This is a genomic window from Labilibaculum euxinicum (genome assembly GCF_009795715.1).
Lineage (GTDB): Bacteria > Bacteroidota > Bacteroidia > Bacteroidales > Marinifilaceae > Labilibaculum > Labilibaculum euxinus.
The window spans coordinates 43,931-63,350 of sequence record NZ_WTCR01000004.1; the positions used below are offsets into that span (position 1 = coordinate 43,931).

The 19,420-nt window shown below is 37.5% G+C and carries 12 protein-coding genes; 9 read left to right on the forward strand and 3 right to left on the reverse strand.

Annotated elements, in window-relative coordinates:
* Positions 1–92 precede the first annotated feature (92 nt).
* The 5 genes from GQR60_RS05800 to GQR60_RS05820 all read left to right on the forward strand — a co-directional run bounded on the left by GQR60_RS05800 (position 93) and on the right by GQR60_RS05820 (position 9,249).
* Complete coding sequence (locus GQR60_RS05800) at positions 93–3,107, forward strand: SusC/RagA family TonB-linked outer membrane protein (RefSeq protein WP_124992034.1); 3,015 nt, start codon at positions 93–95, stop codon at positions 3,105–3,107.
* A 25-nt stretch (positions 3,108–3,132) separates the two neighbouring features.
* Positions 3,133–4,710 (forward strand): RagB/SusD family nutrient uptake outer membrane protein, encoded by a 1,578-nt coding sequence (locus GQR60_RS05805; protein ID WP_124992035.1) that lies wholly within the window; start codon positions 3,133–3,135, stop codon positions 4,708–4,710.
* A gap of 236 nt (positions 4,711–4,946) precedes the next feature.
* Complete coding sequence (locus GQR60_RS05810; protein WP_225441354.1) at positions 4,947–6,557, forward strand: arabinan endo-1,5-alpha-L-arabinosidase; 1,611 nt, start codon at positions 4,947–4,949, stop codon at positions 6,555–6,557.
* A 22-nt stretch (positions 6,558–6,579) separates the two neighbouring features.
* Positions 6,580–7,614 (forward strand): arabinan endo-1,5-alpha-L-arabinosidase, encoded by a 1,035-nt coding sequence (locus GQR60_RS05815; RefSeq protein WP_225441355.1) that lies wholly within the window; start codon positions 6,580–6,582, stop codon positions 7,612–7,614.
* A gap of 27 nt (positions 7,615–7,641) precedes the next feature.
* Positions 7,642–9,249, forward strand: coding sequence for an alpha-N-arabinofuranosidase (locus GQR60_RS05820; protein WP_124992037.1), 1,608 nt, complete (start codon positions 7,642–7,644; stop codon positions 9,247–9,249).
* A gap of 285 nt (positions 9,250–9,534) precedes the next feature.
* Here GQR60_RS05820 and GQR60_RS05825 read toward each other — a convergent pair whose 3' ends face one another.
* Complete coding sequence (locus GQR60_RS05825; RefSeq protein WP_124992038.1) at positions 9,535–11,067, reverse strand: alpha-N-arabinofuranosidase; 1,533 nt, start codon at positions 11,065–11,067, stop codon at positions 9,535–9,537.
* A gap of 585 nt (positions 11,068–11,652) precedes the next feature.
* Here GQR60_RS05825 and GQR60_RS05830 point away from each other — a divergent pair.
* The gene (locus GQR60_RS05830) at positions 11,653–14,049 is read left to right on the forward strand and encodes a hybrid sensor histidine kinase/response regulator (protein WP_124992039.1); all 2,397 of its coding nucleotides are present in this window, start codon (positions 11,653–11,655) and stop codon (positions 14,047–14,049) included.
* Positions 14,050–14,058: 9 nt separating this feature from the next.
* Here GQR60_RS05830 and GQR60_RS05835 read toward each other — a convergent pair whose 3' ends face one another.
* Positions 14,059–14,955: a hypothetical protein gene (locus tag GQR60_RS05835; protein WP_124992040.1), complete on the reverse strand. Its 897-nt coding sequence runs from the start codon at positions 14,953–14,955 to the stop codon at positions 14,059–14,061.
* Positions 14,956–15,476: 521 nt separating this feature from the next.
* On the opposite strand from GQR60_RS05835, the gene GQR60_RS05840 reads away from it, so the two are divergent.
* From GQR60_RS05840 to GQR60_RS05850, 3 genes are all read left to right on the forward strand, one after another.
* Entirely contained in the window at positions 15,477–15,920 is a 444-nt protein-coding gene (locus GQR60_RS05840; protein ID WP_124992041.1) for an Hsp20/alpha crystallin family protein, read from the forward strand.
* A gap of 117 nt (positions 15,921–16,037) precedes the next feature.
* Positions 16,038–17,552: a Do family serine endopeptidase gene (locus GQR60_RS05845; protein ID WP_124992042.1), complete on the forward strand. Its 1,515-nt coding sequence runs from the start codon at positions 16,038–16,040 to the stop codon at positions 17,550–17,552.
* Between the two features lie 44 nt (positions 17,553–17,596).
* Positions 17,597–17,800, forward strand: coding sequence for a hypothetical protein (locus tag GQR60_RS05850; RefSeq protein WP_124992043.1), 204 nt, complete (start codon positions 17,597–17,599; stop codon positions 17,798–17,800).
* 353 nt (positions 17,801–18,153) lie between these two features.
* Here GQR60_RS05850 and glpC read toward each other — a convergent pair whose 3' ends face one another.
* On the reverse strand, positions 18,154–19,413 hold the full coding sequence (gene glpC / locus GQR60_RS05855) for an anaerobic glycerol-3-phosphate dehydrogenase subunit GlpC (RefSeq protein ID WP_225441356.1): 1,260 nt from the start codon (positions 19,411–19,413) through the stop codon (positions 18,154–18,156).
* Positions 19,414–19,420 lie beyond the last annotated feature (7 nt).

Sequence of the window (19,420 nt, forward strand, 5' to 3'; positions counted from 1 at the left end):
CACCTCAATTGTGTAATTGTCCACCTCTTTGAAGAGCTATCGACTTACATTGCAAACGTTATAAACGATAAGTAACATTTAATTTCTATTCTATGAAAAAAATATTTTTAGGCGGATTTTTGTTCTGCTTCCTGATTCTTTCAGGAGTAAGTCAAGCTCAAATTACCGTTAAAGGTGTTGTTTATGAAACTACCGGCAATACAACACTCCCTGGAGTTAATGTTGTTCAAAAAGGAACAACAAATGGAACAATAACGGATATTAACGGAAACTATTCCCTAACCATTCAAGATCCAAATGCAAGTTTAATTTATTCCTTTGTTGGTTATTTATCACAGGAAATTCCAATAAATAATCAAACATCAATCAATGTTACCTTACAAGAAGATGTATCAAAACTTGATGAAGTTGTTGTTATTGGATATGGCACACAAAAAAAGTCGGATTTAACAGGTGCTGTTAGTGTTATTGATACCGATGATGCTAAAAAAACAGTGACTTATGATGTAGCCAAAATGCTGCAGGGGCAAGCTCCTGGAGTTACCGTTCAATCTTCGGGTGAGCCTGGAGGATCGGTAAATATTAAAATCCGAGGCATTACTTCTTTTAATAATAACAACCCATTATTTGTAATTGATGGAATGATTGTTGACAATCCTAATGATTTCGCTCCCGGCGATATCGAATCAATGCAAGTACTAAAAGATGCTTCTTCCGCTGCCATTTATGGTGTGAGAGGTGCGAATGGTGTTGTAATCATCACCACAAAAAAAGGAGTTCAAAATGGAGATTTAAAAGTGAAACTCAAATCTCTTTTCGGCATACAGAATGTTGCCAAGAAAATTTCACTTACCGACAGAGAAGGATACCAAAAAATTACCAATGCTGCTTACTTGAATTCAGGACAAGCGATACTTCCAGGTAACGATCCTACCAGCGAGTATTATATTGACAACGTAAATACCGACTGGCAGGATGCCGCTTTCAAAACAGGTATCATCCAGAATCATACAATATCATTCAACGGAGGTTCTGAAAATTTCGGTTACAATTTTAATACCGATTATTACAAAAACTCAAGTTATATAGATACTCCTCAGGATTATGAACGAATCTCAACCAGCTTAAATTTGAATGGAAAAAAAGGCAAATTTAAATATGGTGCTAAACTTGGGTATACAAAATCAGATAAAGAAAGTTTTAACGAATACAATGTAGGTACCTCATCGGTAATAAACCTGCTTCAATCGATCCCAACAATGCCTGTTTATGACGAAAACAGACTAGGTGGCTATGGAGGTACTGATAACCTGACTCAAAAAGCAATCACTTTAAATGTGATTGGATTCAACAACCTAATTGATAATGAAGCTGAAAGAAACAGATTTATTGGTAATATCTGGGGTGAGATTGAAATTGTAAAAGGCTTAAAATATAAAATTAGCGCCAGTGCTGATCAACTGGATACTCACACAAGATATTTTGTGCCTCCAAGTGATTTAGGATGGTATTATATTACTACAAATTCGGAATCTTCGCTTGACATTAACGATAGCCGTAAAACCTTTACTTCGCTGGACAACCTGCTTACTTACAACATTGAAATAAACAAACATAAGTTGGATGCACTTGTAGGATGGGTTCAGGAAAAAACAAATTATTACAATCACTGGTCAAGAGGAGTTGGATTTGAAGACAATGAAATCAGTCATTTGGAATATGCTGACGATACCTCTACAGGTGAATACGAAAGTACAATAACAGGCATATCCTATTTAAGCAGAATTAACTACAATTTTGATAACAAATACTTTTTAACAGCAAATTACAGACAAGACAAAACATCTCTTTTTGCCAAGCAAAATAATACAGGAGATTACTTCTCTGTTTCCGGAGCCTGGAAATTGCACAACGAAAGTTTTATCACTCTTCCACAGTGGATGAATACAGCGAAGTTAAGAGGAGGTTATGGTACTTTGGGAAACAATACTGCAGGAGTATATGCCTACACTCCTACAACCAATAGTTTTGCAAGTTATCTTTTTGGAAATACATTAGCTCCAGGTACAATTGTTGTTGATGCAACGGATCCTAATCTTAAATGGGAAGATACTGAAACTGTAAATGCAGCAGTAGAATTAGGAATGTTTGATAACAAATTACAGTTTACAGCTGAATATTACGAGAAAAAATCAACAGACCTGTTAGCCAGAGTTCCACTACCTCTTTCTACCGGAACAATAAGCAACGATTGGTCATCATCGGTTATGACAAATGCAGCGGCAGTAAAAAACACAGGCTTTGAATTCTTATTGAGTTATACCAACTCCTCAAAAGAGTTTAAGTACAATATTTCGGCAAATGTTGGAACACTAAAAAACAGAGTATTAAAAATAGGAACAGATGATACTCCAATTAATGGAACCAACTCAAGAACCGAAGTAGGACGGTCTATTGGTGAACTTTATGTGTACGAAACAGAAGGTCTTTTTCAGAGTCAGGCAGATGTTGATTCACATGCCACTCAACCGGGTGCTGTTGCAGGTGATGTTAAGTTTAAAGATGTAAATAAAGATGGTTTAATTACCGATGAAGACAGAACTTACCAAGGCGTTTCAATTCCTAAAATTAGCTATGGTTTAAACTTAAGCGGATCTTACAAAAACTGGGAATTCTCAATGTTCTGGCAAGGTAGTGCAGGTAATAAAATCTACAATGGAACTTACAACAGTTTGATGATTGGCGGACTTGTAAATCATCATACAGACATGTTGAATTACTGGACTCCAACCAATACAAATACAAACATTCCACGTCCTGATCAATTGGAAACCAATCAAAATGCAAGAGCATCTGACCGATTTATCCAGAACGGAAACTATATCAAACTACAAAATGCACAGTTGGCCTATAATATTCCATTAAAAGCAAATAATATAGTGGAACATGCAAAAGTTTATGTTTCAGGACAAAATTTGTTGACTATTAGTAAATACAAAGGATATGATCCTGATTTTATGAGTGATGGATTATTCTCCAGAGGTTTCGATTACGGGTCTTTTCCAAATCCAAGAACTTTTATTTTAGGTGTAGAGATTGACTTTTAAAATGCTTAAATAAAACAGAAATAAAATGAAATATAAAAATATTTACAGTATAGCTATTTTGTTTGCGCTGACCAGTTTGGTTTCAAGTTGTGTTAGTGAGGACGATTTAGTACAGATAGATCCAAATGTTGATACGGAAGAAGCATTTTGGAAGACAGATAACGATGCACTTAAAGGAATTAATTCGGTGTATGGCAGTATGCTAATAGACGGCAGTTACATGAGAAGCACTCCTATGATGCTGGATTTAAAGGATGATGCAACCAGAAGTAACAGCCCTTGGACCGCAATGTCCGTTATCGGCAAATTCAACTCGAGTATTGCAAATCCAGATATTTACAGTTGGGCGTATCGTGATTTTTATCAGGGAATTTACCGCGCAAATCAGGTATTGGATAATGTGCCGTCCATTGAAATGGAAGACAGCAATTTAAAAGACCGTGTTCTGGGGCAGGCTTATTTTCTAAGAGGCTTGTATTTTTTCCACATGGTAAACATGTTTAAAAATGTTCCTTTACCATTATCCAACAGTGAATTATATCACGAACAAAAAACAAATGAAGAGGGCTGGGCTCAGGTAATTTCTGATTTAGAAATGGCTGCCGGTTTATTGCCTGTTTCCTACGATGATGTATCCGGGCTGGACGCAGGACAAATAGGAAGAGCAACAAAAGGTGCAGCTTTGGCCTATATAGGAAAAGCACAATTATTTACAAAAGACTTCGAATCTGCAAAAGTGACATTTAAGAAAGTTATTGATCTGAAAGTGTACTCTTTAGTTGCTGATTACCGTGATAATTTCACCGTAACAAACGAAAACAATTCAGAATCTGTATTTGAAGTACAATTTAGCAGAGAAGCTGGCGGTGTAGATCTAAGCTGGGGAGGAACGCCGGCACCTGGTTGGGGAAGAACCTCAGGAAGAGCAATTACATATGGTGCTGCGGGCTTTGGATATGCAGATTTACAACCTACCTGGGCATTGTTTAATGAATACAGAGAAGAATTAACTGTTGATGGAGAAGTTGATCCGCGGTTAGACGCAACAATATTCTACAATAAAAATGCATACGACGGTGTTGGAATGTCATTATACGGTCAGGATTTCGCAACATTTTATGCAGCTAACGAATCCAATCTAAATGATTTATACTGCAGAAAGTATGAAAATTCTGATGGTGATTTTGCAAACGAGTATGATTGGAGATCTGGAATTAACGAACGCATCATGCGTTATGCAGATGTGCTGTTAATGTATGCGGAATGTTTAAACGAGACCGGAGCCACCAATGATGCCTATCAGTACATACAGATGGTGAGGGATCGTGTAAATCTGCCTGATTTAGCAACCGTTAAACCAAACATGACACAGGCTGAAATGAGAGAGCAAATTGCCCATGAACGGTTTTTAGAACTTTCTTTGGAAGGACACCGTTTTGATGACATCCGCCGCTGGGGATGGTTAAAAGATGCATCCAAATTAGCCTGGCTAAAATCAAGAGATGCTGAATTCAACACCTACACTCCTGGCCGCGAATATTTCCCAATCCCTCAATCCGAAATGGATACAAACAAGGGAATGGTACAGAATGATGGCTACTAAGCCAATTCAGACCTAATTTTGAGGATGTCCGCTTCTTGTGGACATCCCCCTTATTTAATCATCTAAAACAATCAGATCACGAAGAATACTTTGGTATTTCTGACCCTATAGATCTGTTTTGGTGATGAAATCATCAAATTCAAGCCCTAAAATAAAGGACAAAAAGCAGCATTAATAGAGTTATTTAGAACAGAAATTATAATCCTAAGTAACTCTGATTTTATAAAAAACAGATGATGAGATTTATTTCTTCAGCAGCCTTCGTGATTTTTCTAATGACTGCAGGCTGTTCCAGTAATGACAATATTATTGATCCCGAAGAACCGGATCCGGTAGTAGAAAATCCTCCCGCGGATGATTTTTCCGGTCCTGAATATGCTGATGATTATTCAGCCATATCAGGTTGGGACAATCGGACTTTCTGGAATTTAGCCAATGTTCATGACCCTTCTGTAGTATATGATGGAGAGTATTATTATATGTACGGAACGGATGCTTCCTATGGGAATGCACACGAGGGTCACGGACATTTTCTTTATCGCAGATCAAAGGATTTGGTTGACTGGGAATTTCGTGGAATGGCAATGACCGAAACTCCTTCGTGGGTAAAAGACACACTCAACAGCATGAGAACTCTGGCAGGGCTTGATATTATAGACTCTCCTGTTTATGGACACTGGGCTCCGGTTGTTCGGAAAGTTGGAAACAAGTACCGAATGTATTACAGCATTGTAATTGACAATTACATTGAATCAGGAAAAGCCAATACTCCTGCAAACTTTGATGGTTCCTGGACAGAACATGCTTTTATCGGTCTTATGGAATCGGATGACTTAAGCAGTAACACCTGGGTGGATAAAGGAATGGTAGTTAGTTCTGTTTCAGACAGAGAAAACAACTGGTCGCGTTCAAATACAAGCGATTGGAATGCCTATTTTAAATGGAATGCAATAGATCCAACTTTTATTATTACCCCGGAAGGAAATCACTGGCTGATTTACGGTTCGTGGCATTCAGGCATTGTTGCATTACAAGTGAATCCTTCAACAGGAAAACCCGATAATCTGTCATCAATTGAAGACTACGGAACTCTTATTGCTCGCCGTCAAAACAGCGAACTTAATCGTTGGCAGGCACAGGAAGGTCCTGAAATTATTTACAATGAAAAAACAGGATTCTATTATCTGTTTCTGGCTTACGATGAGCTATCGGTTGCCTACAATACCAGAGTATGCCGATCAACAAGTATCACAGGTCCATATCTTGGCATTGATGGAACAAATATTACTGAAGGAGGCGAATGCTGGCCCATGTTAACACACCCGTACAAGTTCAACAATCATTCAGGCTGGGTAGGAATTTCGCACTGTGCTGTTTTCAAAAACGAAGAAACAAACGAATGGTTCTACAGTTCGCAGGCCCGTTTGCCTGCCAATACCAATGGAAATGCCTACAGCAATGCCATTATGATGGGGAATATTCGGAAAATAGCATGGACAGAAGACGGCTGGCCGGTTGTTATGCCTGAACGTTATTCAGGTGTGCCACAACCAAACATCAGCGAAAGCGATTTAACAGGTACGTGGGAAAACATATCAATGAATTACGAATATAAGGTTCAGCAAAAATCATCTCAACTGATTCTCTCGTCCAACATGACGGCATCCGGCGCATTAAGTGGTACATGGTCTTACGATCAGGATAAAAAGATTCTTACTATAGGTGAGTTACATCTCAATCTGGAAAAAGCTTGGGACTGGGAAGCATCACCCCGAACAACAACCTTTACCTACTCAGGCTTAACAGCCGGAGGAAGACCTGTTTGGGGTAAAAAAACAACAAAATAATAGTTACAAAATCTGTATTACAATGCAAAAATCATCTATAAAAATTAGTGGGATGCTTGTGAAATTGTTCTTCTTTGCAAGTTTATTATTGTTCACTCAAATATCTGTTGGGCAAAATAAAATTTCCGTTCACGATCCGGTGATGATTCGTGAGAATGATACGTTCTATTTATTTAGTACCGGATGGGGAATCAATGTTTGGTCCTCAACGGATATGAAAAACTGGACAGATGAGAAACCTGTATTTGACAATCCTCCAAAATGGGCTGTTGAAGCTGTTGATGGTTTTAAAGGTCATATTTGGGCTCCGGACATTTCATTTTACAAAGGACAGTATTACTTATTCTATTCCGTTTCGGCCTTTGGAAAAAACACCTCTTGCATTGGATTGGCAACCAACAAAACACTAAACGCAAACGATCCTGATTTTAAATGGGTTGATCATGGCAAAATCATCCAATCTTTTCCAAACAAAACAAATTGGAATGCCATTGATCCCAATTTAATTGTAGATGAACAAGGACAGGCATTCCTAAGTTTTGGTTCTTTTTGGGATGGAATCAAATTGGTGAAACTTTCCGATGATGCAATGTCGGTAGATGATGATTTAACGGAAATTCCAACCATAGCCTCTCGTAAAGAAGATTCCCGTTTACCCAATCCTCCGGCAATTGACAACAATCCTGTCGATGCAGGAGGAAATGCCATAGAAGCTCCCTTTATTTTTAAAAACGACGGGTACTACTACCTTTTCGCATCTATTGATTATTGTTGCAAAGGTGTAAACAGCAACTATAAAATGATTGTCGGCCGGTCAAAGAATGTAAATGGCCCCTATTTGGATAGAGACAACAAACCAATGAACACAGGAGGTGGTACCATTCTTTTAACAGGAAATAAGGATTGGTACGGACTTGGACACAATGCAACTGTAACTTTTGATGGAACCGACTATTTAGTTTTCCATGCTTACGATGCTTCTGATAATGGCAATCCGAAGCTCTTAATCAAAGAAATTAACTGGGATAAAGATCAGTGGCCAACCGTTAAATTATAAAACACAATACAAAATAAAACTGTAAATATGAAGATTATAAAATCAAAAAAATATGCAATTGCTGTTCTAAGCTCGCTGACAATTCTGGTGGGTACGCAAACATTATCAGCACAAAATGCACGCATCAAAATTGATGTAGACCGAACTATTGGTGAGGTAGACAAAAATATCTACGGGAATTTCGTAGAACATTTGGGTCGTTGTGTATACGGAGGTATTTACGAAGAAAATTCTCCTCTTTCCGATGAAAACGGAATTCGTTTGGATGTACTGGATGCTGTAAAAGAGCTGAATGTTTCGATTACCCGTTACCCGGGAGGAAACTTCGTATCCAATTACAATTGGAAAGATGGCATTGGTCCAAAAGATGATCGTCCTGCCAGAATGGAATTGGCTTGGTCGCGTTTGGAAAGCAACCGCTTTGGAACGGATGAATTTATGGCTTATGCCAAAAGAATGGGAACAGAACCCTATTTTTCTGTAAACATGGGAACAGGAACAATAAAGGAAGCCCAGGAATGGGTAGAGTATTGCAACGTTAAAAGCGGTCCCTATTATGCCGAACTCCGGAAAAAGAATGGTCACGAAGATCCATACAACATTAAATACTGGAGTCTGGGAAACGAAATGGATGGATTTTGGCAGATGGGTCATCTAAATGCTGAAGATTACAGCAAAAAAGCAAGAGAAGCAGCCAAATTGATGAAACTAACATCTCCGGAAATTAAGCTGATAGCAGCCGGTTCGTCAAACTACCGTCCCAATGCTGATCCCAACGAATGGAACGAAAAAGTACTTCACGAATTGCGTGATGTAATTGATTATTTAGCCTTGCATATGTATGTTGGTAATGTTGAAAACAATTATTACAATTTCGTTTCCTCTCCTTTAGTTCTGGAAGAACGAACCCGTGTTGTAAAAGGTTTGATTGACCGCGAAATGCAAAATGCAGACCGCGGAAACCGCCCGCCAATTTATATTGCCTGGGATGAATACAATATTTGGTATCGTGCCCGCGGAGAAGAAACCATGGCAGGTACCAAAGCTCTCGAAGAACGCTACAATTTAGAAGATGCACTGGTAATTTCAGGCTTTTTAAATGCATTTATCCGTAATGCTGATATCGTGAAAATGGCGAATATGGCACAACTTGTGAACGTTATTGCACCTATATTCACATCCGAAAAAGGAATGTTTAAGCAAACCATCTTCTATCCTATTCAGTTATTTGCCAACAATGTAAAAGGAACCTCTCTGGATGTTCATGTTGATTGTGAGACATATGACACGGGCAAATTTTTCATAGGATTGGGTGAATCAACAACCATTCAAAAAGACGTTCCATTTTTGGATGTTTCGGCCACCTATAATAACGGCGAAGTAATTGTTTGCGTGATGAACCGTAATAAAGACAAGGCAATTACAACAGATTTACTTTGTCAGGAAGGAATTTTTGACGGCGAATTTGAGGTGTACGAAATAAATGGTCCCGACATTAAATCTGAAAATGACTTCGGAAAAACAAGCGTGGAGACAAAGAAAAAGTCTTCTTTAAAAGTGAAGAAAAGTGATAAAATCACTTACGATTTTCCGGCACATTCTTTTACCATGATAAAAGGCTCTATAGTGAAGTAAATATATTTGCTCAATGTTTATAGTTAGAGATGAGAATTAGAACTAATTCTCATCTCTTTTTTTTATAATCCCTGTAACGAATTCATATTCCTTTATCTTTTCGGCAATCGTAATCCCCTACTATCCATAAAATTGAGATAAAGCAATAAGCCATTTTACAGAAGTGATTTCCACAACTTCGTACATAATGAGAATCACCTAATCTTTCATTCACTACAATATCCATTCAACAAAAAAGGGTGCTGTCACAATTGTGACAGCACCCTTTTGGATATGGAACTAATTCTATTTTAATTGTATCAAAACAACTGACTTAGCAGGCAAATCAATGCTAAGTTTTCCATTTTTTGGTTTTTTTACCTCAAACGAATTAATCTTCACTATTTCATCTTTGCCAAAATCATTACAATCATTCATATTTTTGCTCGTAATAATCTGTCCTGATGCACTTTTAAATTCTTGTCCGGCCAATGTCAGATCGATACATTCCTTCTTGTTTGGATTTAAATTACAAAAAGTAACAGACACAACACCATCTTTAGTCGAAGCCGAAGCATTTACCGCCGGAATTGACTTCCCGTTAAACTCGTAGTTTTCACATTTCAAATCTGTAGGAATCAAAGTAGCATCCTGATGCACACTGTACATTTTAAACACATAATAAGTAGGCGTTAATACCATTTCATCCTCTTTGGTTAAAATAACCGATTGCAGCACATTAACCGCTTGTGCGATATTAGCCATAGCAACACGATCGGCATGATTATTAAAAAGATTCAGATTAATCCCGGCAACCAATGCATCACGAAGTGTATTTTGCTGATACAAAAATCCTGGATTTGTACCAGGTTCAACATTAAACCAGTTTCCCCACTCATCTACAATCAATCCAATTTTTTTCTCAGGATCGTATTTGTCCATTATTTTTGAATGTTCCTGAATCAGAGTTTCCATATTCAGGGTATTTTTTAAATCAGCGAACCAACCGCTTTCGTCAAAATCAGTAGCTGATCCTTTATCTTCCCAGCTTGTTGTAAATGTATAACTATGAAGCGAAACACCTTGAACTAAATGGTGGTGGCGGGTTGTTTTCTTCATCAATACATCCATCCAATTGTAATCATCAACATTTGGTCCGCCGGCAATACGATACAAATCACCACCACAGTACGAAGCAAATCGATTATACAAATCAGCATAATACTCAGGTGTCATGTTACCACCACAACCCCAATTTTCGTTGCCTATTCCCCAAAACTTAACATTCCAAGGTTCTTCCTGTCCGTTTTTCTTTCGTAAATCGGTCATCGGACTAATGTTTTTCGAAGTAACATATTCAACCCACTCCGAAGCCTCCTGAACCGTTCCCGATCCAACATTCAAATTAATATATGGTTCCGCTTTTATCAATTTACAAAAATCAAGAAATTCATGAGTTCCGAAACTATTATCCTCAGTAACTCCTCCCCAATGAATATTCACCATTGAAGGTCTTTGCTGTCTGGGTCCGATACCGTCTTTCCAATGATATGTATCAGCAAAACAACCACCCGGCCAACGCAGCAAAGGAATCTTCATATCCAGAAGCGCACCAACTACATCTTCCCGAAATCCTTTTACATTCGGAATTTGAGAATCTTCACCAACATAAATTCCACCATAAATGCAATGCCCCAAATGTTCAGCAAAATGCCCGTAGATTTCTTTGTTAATTTTTGTTTTTGCAAGATCGGTATGAACCGTCATTGTATTTTGCCCAATCGCACTAAAGCTGATTAAGGACAAAAGCAGAATTGAATAAATTGTATTTTTTTTCATACGAAAAATATTTAATTAGATATTGGTTTTCAATTAAATAACGGGACTCCATGCATGAGATAAATTAGTTGACATATATTTCACTTACCACCTTATTTTCATCAGTCATAAAATGCTCATAAATATAATAAAAGTATTTTAGACTTTTTAATTAAAAATTGTAAAAAAGCAGGTATTACAACTCATTAATAAAGCCGGTTACAAACTCTTTAAAAAAAACTTTCTGCCTTCGTCCGGCATAGAGGTATTTTTTATTTTTCATGAAATAATTACGTATTCCTAAATTGATCCAATCCACGGAAAATTAGAAATAAGTATTTAATTTCAAACTCCAAAAAATCAGAAATCGGTCACAATACACGCAAGAATTAAAATACGGCCTAAAAAAAATAGTAGGCAAATTAAAAATATCGGAATTATATTAAACCATTACAAAGACACTCTTCTCCCCCGCATCAACCACAATAAAACATAAACGACAACAAACAACTGCTGTTTTTCAATAACACCACCAACAGTATATTTAAAAAAAATGAATATCTTGGGTAGGACAATCAACAGCGGTATTAACACAAAACCAATAATATGGACGATTTCTTTAATTTTGCTACACCAATTACCTATACGCTATTGGTACTAATTTGGTCTTACATCCTTATATTTTATGTCAGAAAAATAAAATTAGTTGGTAATTCAGACAAATTATTGAAATTACTTCTTATTGTTTTGTCGATTGATGCTTTCCGTACTCTTTTCGAAAGCATCTATTTTGGCGCCTGGTACACATCACTTTCCGAAATAATTCCAATTAAAATATTCCATTATTTAGCCCAGGCTAAAGTTGTGTTTATTCCAAAAATGATAAACCTTATTGTTGCCATTGTAATTTTAATTATTCTGATCAAAAAATGGCTGTCAGCAGAGATTGCTTCGAAGCAAAAAAATCAAAAAATAATAGTGGACCAATCAAAAAAATTACACCAAAAACACGAGGAAACTACACGTGCGAAAGAGCAGGCCATCCAAAATGAAAAATTCACTCAAATGCTTTTCAGCGAGTCTCCAATTGGTTTGGTTCTTACCAAACTTACCGGCGAATTGGTAGAGGCTAACAAAGCATATGCAAGTATCATTGGCCGCTCAATAGAAGAAACGCTAAAATTAACGCATTGGGATATTACTCCTGAGAAATATGCCTGGCAGGAAGAACTGCAATTAGCTTCGCTAAGAAATACCGGATGTTACGGACCTTACGAAAAGGAATGCATTCACAAATCGGGAAAACTAATTCCTATTCGATTGTATGGGAAAATGATTAAAAAAGATGGTCAGGAACTTATATGGTCGAGTGTCGAAGATATTACCGATAAAAAAATTGCAGAAACCCTTCTTCAGGAACAAAATGAAGAATACCTGGTTCTTAACGAAGAATATCAAGCACAAAATGAAGAATTATTATCAGCTATAGAAACAGCCGAAAAAAGTGAAAAACGGTTTAAAACGCTCCATAATGCTTCCTTTGGGGGAATTGCCATACACGACAAAGGAATGATTCTAGACTGCAATCATGGACTTGCTGCCATGTCCGGCTACTCTACTAAAGAGCTAATTGGAATGAATGGATTGTTGCTGATCGCTGAGCAGGCACGTGAGCTTGTTATGGGACATATCTTAAACGAATACGAAAACCCGTATTACAGTATTGGCTTGCGGAAAAATGGAGATGAATACCCGATAAGATTAGAAGCCCGCCAAATTCCATATGAGGGAAAAAATGTTCGGGTTGTCGAATTTAGGGACATTACAGATCAGAAAAAAACCGAATACGAACTTAAAACCGCAAAAGAAAAGGCTGAAGAAAGTGACCGGCTAAAAACTGAATTCATTAACAATATGTCACATGAAATCCGAACACCGATGAATGGAATTCTCGGATTTTCAGATTTATTAAATGAACCGAATATTACAAATGCAAAAAGACAATATTACATCCAAATCATTCAAAGCAGCGGAAATCAGTTACTCCACATTATAGATGATATTCTTGAAATTTCTGCACTTGGAACAAAACAAGTAAAACCTCAAATAGAGGAATTGTGTCTAAATGAATTCTTATCGGAATTATTCACAATATTCGAAAGAAAGGCAAAAAAAAACCAGACACCCTTATCTCTAAAGATGGGGCTTCCCAACAGCAAAAGTAACCTGCTCACCGATCCCTATAAACTGAACCGGATCGTTAGTAATTTATTGGAAAATGCATTAAAATTTACGCAAGACGGATTCATAGAACTGGGGTATACTTTGCAGGATGATACGATCGTAATATATTTGAAAGATACAGGCATTGGAATACATCCCGAAAACCAAGAACTTATTTTTGAACGATTTTCGCAGGAAGATAAAGAAGTCTCTCAAAATATTGGCGGTTTAGGCTTAGGCTTATCAATAGCCAAAGAAAACGCAGAACTTCTGGGTGGAAAAATCACTTTGGAATCGGAAAAAGGGAAAGGGGCAACATTTTATGTGAGCCTGCCCTATAATTCAATAAAACAAACCATAAGTCATACACCAAGCAGTCCTGTTCCCAATTCAGACAAAACAAGGAACTTTACCATTTTGGTTGCCGAAGACGAAAACATTAACTTCCTGTTTTTAGAGATTCTTCTTTCTGAGTTTGATGACAAATTAACAATCCTTCGCGCAAAAAATGGAAAAGAAGCCATAGAGATTTGTAAAACCAATAATCAGATTGACTTAATTCTTATGGACATTAAAATGCCTGTAATGAACGGTATCGATGCCACCAAAAAAATCAGACAATTGAAGTACAACCTACCCATTATTGCACAAACAGCATACACAACATCTCAGGAGAAAGAAGAAGCGATAGCCGCAGGCTGCAACGATTTTATTTCAAAACCAATAAAAAAAGAAAAATTACTTGCTTTAACAAGTAGTTATTTAATGCTAAAGAATTAATCTTCGAGATTACTCTTCTTCCATTCCCTGCATCATTTGCTGCATTTGGGTCATCATGTCTTTAAAAGAACTTCTCTCGAAACCAACAGCCTCGGCAGGCAAAATGAATTTTTCGACAGGAGGATTAACTTGATTGATTCGGGTAATTGCCTGGATCTCCATTTGGGCTCCATCCATTGCATCGAGGCGAAAGGTTCTTACTTCAACGGGTATTTTCCCCGCCGCTAAGTCCCATTCGTCCTGTTCGTCCTCATCCATCGAAGGAAAAATTTCAGCCAGTTTTTCAGACATGCTTTTTGCTTTTTTGGCCAAACCCATACTATCGTCCGAGGCCCAGATTACCATCAGCTCCTGCTCGTCTTCCAATAAATATTCGCTGCACCGCTGTCCGTATTTAACCATCCTGCGTCCGGTTGCTGTAATTTGTTTCGCGGGTTGCGACTGTTCCTTCATTTCGGGTGGCAAGTTTGCCATCATTTTTTGCATTACTGCATCGGCATCTTTCTGAATTTCTGCCATGTCCTCAGCCGACATCTCGTAGATCTTCTTCTGCGACCATAAAACGTAGTAAATTAAGCCTTTGTTATGGTTCAAAATCACGGTAGTTCTGCCATCCTCTTTCGACAGGCTTTCCACGGCAAAGTTATCGCCGTCGATATAAATTGTTGATTTAATGATCTCGATATCCCCATACTCTTTTTGAGCCGCATCTTTTAATTTACTTTCAGGAAGCTGAAGAAAAAACCGGGCCTCATCAGCAGCATCTTCAAACTCCTTATCCGCCGGAACTAATTCATAGTTAATGGGAATCTCATATTCTATCTGTTCGATGATGTATTGTGCCTGCAATTTTATGCTGTACAAGCACACAAATCCCATCAGTAAAATCATTTTCAACTTACTCATATCAATTTCCTTTGTATTTAATTTTACAATATTTTTTTTCCTGATGAGGGCAAAAAACTACCTGCAGCCATTCTCAACAGCCTTGTAAAATTAAATCTTATTCATTGGCAAAACAAAAAAATAAATTGGTCAAAAAAACGCACCAACAGCAAGCTGATTTCAATATTAGCAGACACCTAACAATTGATATTGCTTATGTTCGAATGCTTTTTACAAAGAAATATTACAATACCTATCTTTATTAAGTCAAGATGACATTTATTTCTGATCTGAAACGTCAAAATGACATTTACTTAGAATCCAAAGCGTCAAAATGTCAAACAAATATCCTGCCCGCACCATCAAAAAGTTTTTGCCTTAAGCACCTGATTTTATTATTTTTACAAAACTATCGCGCTCCTAATATTTTCTATTTTGGCATCTGTTTTGATCGAATTATAATGAATTGCAATTCGAATACTTTTACAAGTACGTATTTATTTATTTTTGAATTAAGAACTGTAAAATTAGGAGGATTTATCATGACACTAGTAAAAAGAAATTCAGACAATCTCTTTCCATCTTTGTTCGACAACTTCTTTTCAAGAGACTGGATGGATTGGAACAATTCGAACTTTTCGAACACCAACACAACATTACCTGCAGTAAATGTTCGCGAAAACGATAATGAATACATTATTGAAGTAGCAGCTCCAGGAATGAAAAAAAGTGATTTCAAAATCAATTTAGACAACAATCAACTTTCTATTTCTTCGGAACGAAAAGAAGAAAAGGAAAACAAAGATGGAAAATTCTCAAGAAGAGAGTTTTGTTATCAGTCGTTTCACAGATCATTTCAATTACCTATCGATCTGGTAAACGGAGATAAAATTTCAGCCAAGTACAATGATGGAATTCTTAACATCCATCTGCCCAAAAAGGAAGAAGCAAAACCAAAACCTTCAAGAATGATTTCCATTACTTAATTAACAGATGGGCAGGTTACCCCTGCCCATAAAAAACATTTTTATATCTGGCAAACAAATAATATTTATTGAGAAAAATAACAAGCGAAAAATCGGAATTTATAAAAATAACTAAAAATGAAAAAATTTGGCTTACTATTATTATCTGCAGCCATTGGGAGTGCACTCACAATAGGAAGCTTTTCACTATTACGCAGTAATGAAAAAACACTTAAAATAGAACATATTACCAGCACTCCTGTTGTTGGTGCAAGTTATACTGTAACTAAAGATGGCGTGCTTACCCCATTGCAGTTCACCGAGGTTTCGAAAAAAGTGATGGATGCGGTTGTTCACATTAAATCGACACGCATGCTGAACATTCAGCATTCGCAGGAAGTTCCCTCTCCTTTCCGTGATTTTTTTCGTGATGATATGCTAAAAGATTTTTTCGGTCCTTACTTTCATTCCAATCCTCAGGAACCACGGCAAAATACTCCCTGGACACGTATTGGTTCCGGCTCGGGTGTAATTATCAATTCGGATGGTTATATCGTTACCAACAACCACATGGTTCAAGGTGCTGACGATATTGAGGTTGGTCTTCACGATAACAGAGTGTACAAGGCAAAAGTAATTGGTACCGATCCTACAACCGATTTGGCCTTAATTCAAATTAAAGAGAAAAATTTGGTTTATATTCCTTTTGTTGATTCCGACAAAATTGAAGTTGGAGAATGGGTACTTGCCGTAGGAAATCCCTTTAATTTGAATTCGACCGTTACAGCCGGAATTGTGAGTGCCAAAGGCCGGAATATCAACATCCTGCAAAGTTCAAATGCCATCGAATCGTTTATTCAGACTGATGCTGCCATCAATCCGGGCAACAGTGGAGGCGCACTTGTCGACCTTAAAGGTGGTTTGGTTGGCATCAACACAGCCATCGCCAGCCCAACAGGTTCTTATTCCGGATATGGCTTTGCCATTCCTTCGAACATTGTTAGCAAAGTGGTTGAAGACCTTATGAGCTTTGGATTTGTACAACGTGGTTATTTGGGCATTGTAATCAGAAATGTTGATGGTAATTTGGCAAAGGAAAAAGATTTGGAGCTTAGCGAGGGTGTTTATGTTGACAGTCTTGCAGGCAACAGTGCTGCAGCCGATGCAGGCATTAAAAAAGGCGATGTTATTGTAAAAGTTGACAATGCCAATGTGAAAACAACGGCAGAATTGCTCGAAACAGTTGGGCGTCACCGTCCGGGCGATAAACTGAATCTTCATGTTAACCGAAACGGAAAAGTAAAAGATTTTACCGTTACACTAAGAAATGCAAAAGGAGACGCAAATCTTAGCAAAAAAGAGACAGATCAGGTTTTAGTTCGGTTGGGAATAGAATTGGAAGAACTTAGTGCAAAAGAGGCAAAAAAACTTGATGTATCAGGAGGATTGCGCGTTCGTAAGATAAATTCAGGGCTGATTGAACGGCAAACCTCACTCAAAGAAGGTTTCATTATTCTTCAGGTTAATGGTAAAAGCATTAACAGCCTAAGAGAATTCGAGGACTACCTAAACCGTAAAGGTGGAGGAATCATGCTATCGGGTATTTACGAAAATTACCCCGGTAGGTACTACTATGCCTTTGGATTGGATTAAATTCCAATGCTTGGCGATTGAGTAATATCAAAATATTTTCAGTCATGTTAGAACATCAGAAATTTGTTTTAAAATCGGTTTCAGATCAGGAACATTTATTTCGAAAAGAACTTCTGAAATCGTTTGAATGGTTAAACGAAAAGGAATTGTATGAGTTGTTTAATTGGTTAAAAAGTAATTCTTATTTTTCTCACAAAGATTTTATTAAGCAGGCTTTTAGTCATTTTTTAATCAAAGAAGGAGCTTAATAACAATACAAAACTTGTGAAAAAGCAAAAGATAAAGAGGCTGCATTGCGTTAAATGCAGCCTCTTTATCTGTATCATCAAATTCATTTATACTTCCACTTTCCTACTGCCACGAAGGTTAAAATCATCCAATTAGGTCGGTTGCTGATTTCATCGCCAGATTTACAACATACTATTACATGAGCGAAGTAAGCTTTTTTATCAGATACTTTATGCACAAAAAACAAAATCAACCGGCAACAATAATACCGCAAAAAAAGGATTCTTCTCATCCAATAATTGCGGCATTACACCCTAACATTTATAAAAACCGGGCACTCTGTTAAGCCACCCTTCTCATGATTCTCATCAATTTACTTTTGCCACAATTTTACAGTTGCTTCCACATCCAAAGCTTCGGCAAGAATAGAAATCGGATGTTCTACCTTTTTTGTAGTCGACATCTCAATTTGCCACTTACAGGTTTCACAATCAGTAGCTGCAAAATCGACATCTGAGCTCTCTATCTGATCGAAGAGCGGTTTCCCTACTCCCTGCGACGTTTTGTAATTTTCTTTTTTAAAGCCATAAGTCCCCGCAATACCACAGCACCGCGATTCAAGCGATACAAAATCAATTCCCGGAATCATTTTCAGTAAGGCGGTGGAATAAATAGACCAGCCAAGCTTCTCCATGTGACAAGGAGTATGGTAAGCAATACGTTTCTTATAATCCTTCTTAAAAACCAATGTAAGCTTTCCTGAATCGATTAAACGGAACAGGAAGCGGGTAGCCAGCTCGCTTTCGTTGCGAATTTCGTCGTTCTTCACCCCCAATAAATGCGGATACTCATCGCGAATAGTGAATATACAGGTTGAGGATGTGGATATTACCGGCATATTTTTGTCTACTATCGATTTTTTAAAGGCTTCCACATTGTGTTTTGCCTGTTTCGTGGCCTGATTAATCAAACCATTTGAAATTAAAGCTACGCCGCAACATTTTTCCTTTTCGAGAAGATGAACACCATAACCTGCCGCATTCATAATTTTAACCAGGTCTTTGCCTTGCTTAGGAAAATTATAATTTACATAACAGCCATGAAAGTAGCTGACATGTTTCTTGAAATCGTTCTGCTTTGATGCAGCATATCTGCGGTACCAGGTCTCGAACCTCATCCCTGCATATTTAGGAAATATACGGTGATGATCTATTTTCAGTACACCATCCATCATGAGCCGAACAGGCTTTAGAGCAACAATAGGATTCACAATAGGTGCAAACGTACTCGCCATAGTACCTACAATATCAGTATTTGCAAGAATCATATCCCTGACTTTTGGCTTTTTCTTACTGTATTTGATACGCGCCAGCTGAATAATATCTCCAATTTTCACTCCGTGCGGGCAAGCTACCTCGCAACGTTTGCAGTTGAGGCACAGCTTCAATGATTCATCGTAAAAATTTTGATCCTTTAAACGTAACCGTTCTCCATCAGGGCCTGACTGCTTTGGTCCCGGATAATCCGGATTCACTTCCAGAACGGGACAATAAACGGTACAAATTGTACACTTCACACACTGTTCAAAATTATTATCGCTGCTATTGAATGGTTCAAACATTTCCTTTTTCATTGTCCTG